Source organism: bacterium, assembly GCA_040755795.1.
Classification (GTDB): Bacteria; UBA9089; CG2-30-40-21; order CG2-30-40-21; family SBAY01; genus JBFLXS01.
On the sequence record JBFLXS010000378.1, the window covers coordinates 1 to 4,022 of the forward strand.

At 35.7% G+C, this 4,022-nt stretch carries 2 protein-coding genes; both read left to right on the plus strand.

The genetic code is table 11. The features are described 5' to 3' along the window. Window positions 1-235 precede the first annotated feature (235 nt). On the plus strand, window positions 236-1,405 hold the full coding sequence (locus AB1414_16915; GenBank protein ID MEW6609097.1) for a DarT ssDNA thymidine ADP-ribosyltransferase family protein: 1,170 nt from the start codon (window positions 236-238) through the stop codon (window positions 1,403-1,405). 58 nt (window positions 1,406-1,463) lie between these two features. Then, window positions 1,464-3,770 carry an ATP-dependent DNA helicase RecG gene (recG, locus tag AB1414_16920; protein MEW6609098.1) on the plus strand — a complete coding sequence of 769 codons (2,307 nt, stop codon included), beginning with the start codon at window positions 1,464-1,466 and terminating at the stop codon, window positions 3,768-3,770. The last annotated feature ends 252 nt before the right edge of the window (window positions 3,771-4,022 follow it).

Below are 4,022 nucleotides of genomic sequence, written 5' to 3' on the forward strand. Positions count from 1 at the left end.
AGAAGGACAACCCCCTAACCCCCTTTATTAAGGGGGAATATGTGTTCTAAACCAGAGGATACGAGTCTGTGGATACTATACTAATTCGCTAATCTCTAATTCACTAATTCGCTATTTTCAGGGGAAAATAGTAGAGGGTAGAGAGAGAAAAAAGAGGCTTGTCTTTCCTTACTTTCTACTTTCTACTCTCTACTTTCTACTTCCTATTTTCAGGTGAACCATTGGAAGTGTAGATATGGCATTTAAAATTAGACATTTATATTATATTACACACATAGACAATTTACCTTCTATATTGAAGAATGGCATTTTGTCACATAAACAGGTAGAAGAACGCCAAATCAGTTATACCCCCATATATGATAAAGAGATTATAGAAAATCGTCGTAATAGAATTATACCTGATGGCAGTGGTAGAAATCTATGGGATTTTGCTAATGTGTATTTTCAACCAAGAAATCCGATGTTATTCAGGGTAGTCTGTGAGAAATCAGATAATGATATTGTAGTTATCGCTATTAAATCAGATATATTGAATCGTGATGATATTTTTATTTCTTCGGGTGATGCAGCCAGTTCTGCTACAGAAATACTTCCAGCCAAAGAGGGGAAAGAAACACTATATAAATTAACAGAAATTCTTGATAAAAAATGGTGGACTGAAGAAAGTGGAGATAAAAGGAAAATAATGGCTGAGTGTCTTGTCCCGGATATGATTTCACCAGAATATATTCATACAATTTATGTTGCAAATCATAATATTGCTAATAAAACAAAAGAATTTTTATCATTGTTCCCCATATCTGTTGTTCCCCAACCGAATATATTTTTCAAACCTTCTCGTGAGATAGAAATTACTCCGTTGTTATATGTAACAGACGGAGATATGTTCTTTTCAAGGATGCAAACACTTACTATAAGTGTAAATTGTGTTGGTGTTATGGGAAAAGGACTTGCTTCTCGTGCAAAATGGCAGTTTCCCGATGTCTATGTCCAATATCAGTATGTTTGCAAAAATCACACTTTACAGATGGGGAAACCGTATCTTTACAAGAGAGAAAGTTCTCTTGATTATCAGTTAGCAGATGAACCATTTACATTAAAAAATGGGAATGGTGCAACATGGTTTCTTCTATTTCCTACCAAACAACACTTTAAAGAAGATGCAGATATAAAAGGGATTGAAAAAGGGCTAAATTGGATAGTTGATAATTATAAAAAGGAAGGGATAAAATCTCTGGCTTTACCTGCTCTTGGGTGTGGACTTGGAAATTTAAAGTGGCAGGATATTGGGCTTTTAATGTGTAAATATTTAAAAAATTTAGACATTTCCGTTAAAATATATTTACCTGCAGAAAAGAAAATGTCTGAACAATATCTTACTAAAAAATTCTTAATAGGATAAGATTGATATGGCAAAGGTAACTCTTCAGCCACTGATTAACACGGATTAGCACAGATAAATACAGAGCTCAGTCGAGCAGCGCAGGCTAAAGCCTGCGGCTACCAGCCTTCTCGAGTCCCGAACCCCGAGTCCCGAGTCCCGATTTTCAGAAGAACCCTTCAGCCTTCAATCAGAAAAAAACAAGATGGAAGCTAATTTTCTACTGAATGAATTGAGGATGCCGGTTAAATATTTGAAAGGGGTAGGAGAAAAACGGGCAAAAATCCTATCATCGCTCGGAATTGACCAGATAAAAGACCTCTTAGAATACTATCCTCGTCTATATCAGGATAGAAGACATATCAAACCTATATTTAACCTCGTAGCTGGAGATAAAGAAACATTCCAGGGAACAATCATTGGCCATCAGAAAGCAAGACTGCCCAGAAGAAAAATTGACTTACTCAAGGTAGTTGTTTCAGATGGAACAGGCTATGCCTTTTTGTTATTTTTTAATCAGCCTAAAACAGAAATGTTTTTAATTAAAGGGCTAAAATTGATTGTTAGTGGCAGAATTCGTAGGTTTCGTGGGGAATTACAGGTAACTGATTTTGAGTATGAAGTTTTAAATGATGAAGAAGATGAGTTAATTCATCATAATCGGATAGTGCCTATCTACCCTTTAACAGAAGGAATCTCTCCATCGATAGGGCAAAGATTGATTCGTGCCTCAATTAAAAAGGCGTTAGATACTTATACCAGTCAAATAATCGAGATTTTACCAACCGATATTCTCTCTAAATACAAATTACCTGATATTAGATTTGCCCTTAACAATATCCATTTCCCACAAAATTTTACCGCCAGTAGAAATGCCAAAAATCGACTTATTTTTGAGGAGTTTTTTTTATTACAATTAGCCTTAGGAATGACTAAAAAAAAGGCAGAACAAGAAAAATATATTAAATTTCAAACAAATTTTAAATTACTTACCGCTTTTATCCAATCTTTGCCATTTGTCCTCACTTCGGCTCAAAAAAAGGTGATTAAAGAAATAATTACGGATATGACTTCTGAAAAACCAATGAATCGACTTATTCATGGGGATGTTGGTTCCGGGAAAACCGTTGTGGCAACTTGTGCCGCCGTAGTGGCATTTGAAAATGACTACCAGACTGCAATTATGGCACCAACAGAAATCTTAGCCGAACAACATTATTTAACCATTCAAGGCTTATTGTCAAATTTTGGGATAAATGTTGCTTTATTAACCAGTAGCATAAAAAAATCTGAAAAAGATATAAGTTTAAGTCGGATAAAGAATGGTGAGATAAATATTGCCATCGGCACTCATTCATTAATTCAGGAAGGGGTAGAGTTTAAAAATTTAGGATTATGTATTATTGATGAACAACATCGATTTGGTGTCCTCCAGCGGGCGGAGTTAAAAAACAAGGCAAAAGAAGCCTGTAAAGGCATAAGCCCGGATGTCCTGGTAATGACCGCAACACCAATTCCCAGAACTTTAGCCCTGACGCTTTATGGAGATTTAGATACCTCAGTCATTGATGAATTGCCTCCTAATCGCCAGAAGGTCATTACCAAATGTCGGTCAGAAAAAGACTTGCCGAAAATATATGCCTTTATTAAAGATGAAATTCAAAAAGGTAGGCAGGTTTATGTTGTCTATCCATTGATTGAGGAATCAGAAGAACTGGAATTAAAAGCCGCAACCAGGATGTTTGCCCATTTACAAAAAAATGATTTCCCTGAATTCAAATTAGGTCTTTTACATGGCCAACTTAAAACCGAAGAAAAAGATAAAGTGATGAAAAGTTTTGCAGATAAAGAAATAGATATTTTAGTCTCAACTACGGTCATTGAGGTGGGGATTGACATTCCAAATGCGACGATAATGTTAATCGAACATGCCGAGCGATTTGGGCTGGCACAATTACATCAACTCCGTGGTCGGGTGGGACGAGGGAAACATAAATCATATTGTATCCTGGTTACTAAGAAAGATATTGCCGAATTGGTTAATTCTAATCAGCCAATAAATTTACAGGAAGACCCTGATTCGACTATTTTAAAAGGTGCCAGGCGACTGGGAACACTATGTCAAACCTCAGATGGCTTTAAAATCGCTGAAGTAGATTTAGAAATTCGCGGGGCAGGCGAATTCTTTGGCATTCGCCAACACGGAATGATTAGATTGAAATTGGCTAATATCCTTTATGATGTTAAATGGCTGGAATTAGCCCGCAAAGAAGCCTTTGCTATCCTCGATAAAGACCCCTTCTTAAAAAAAACAGAAAACCAATTTATTTATAAAACATTCTCTTATCAATTCAAGGATAAACTTGTGCTGGGGGAAATTGGGTAAAATAAAGATTGAATTACAAATTTTGTAACTATTCAGCATACCAAGCAAGTAGGAAGTAGGAAGTAGGAAAGGGGGAAAATACTTCATACTATTTTACTCTTAATTGATTTGATTAAACCTATAACCATCCTACTCACTTCTTCAGATATATCCCAAATGGATTGAAAATCTGGCAGATAATTAAGACCTTTAGATAGAATTAGATAATACCTTCCCTACTTCCCTACAGGTGAATAGTTACCAAATTTTTTT

What these genes read in the sequence shown, in the direction of transcription:
- AB1414_16915 (MEW6609097.1), top strand. Translation starts at nt 236, where the DNA reads ATGGCATTTAAAATTAGACATTTATATTATATTACACACATAGACAAT.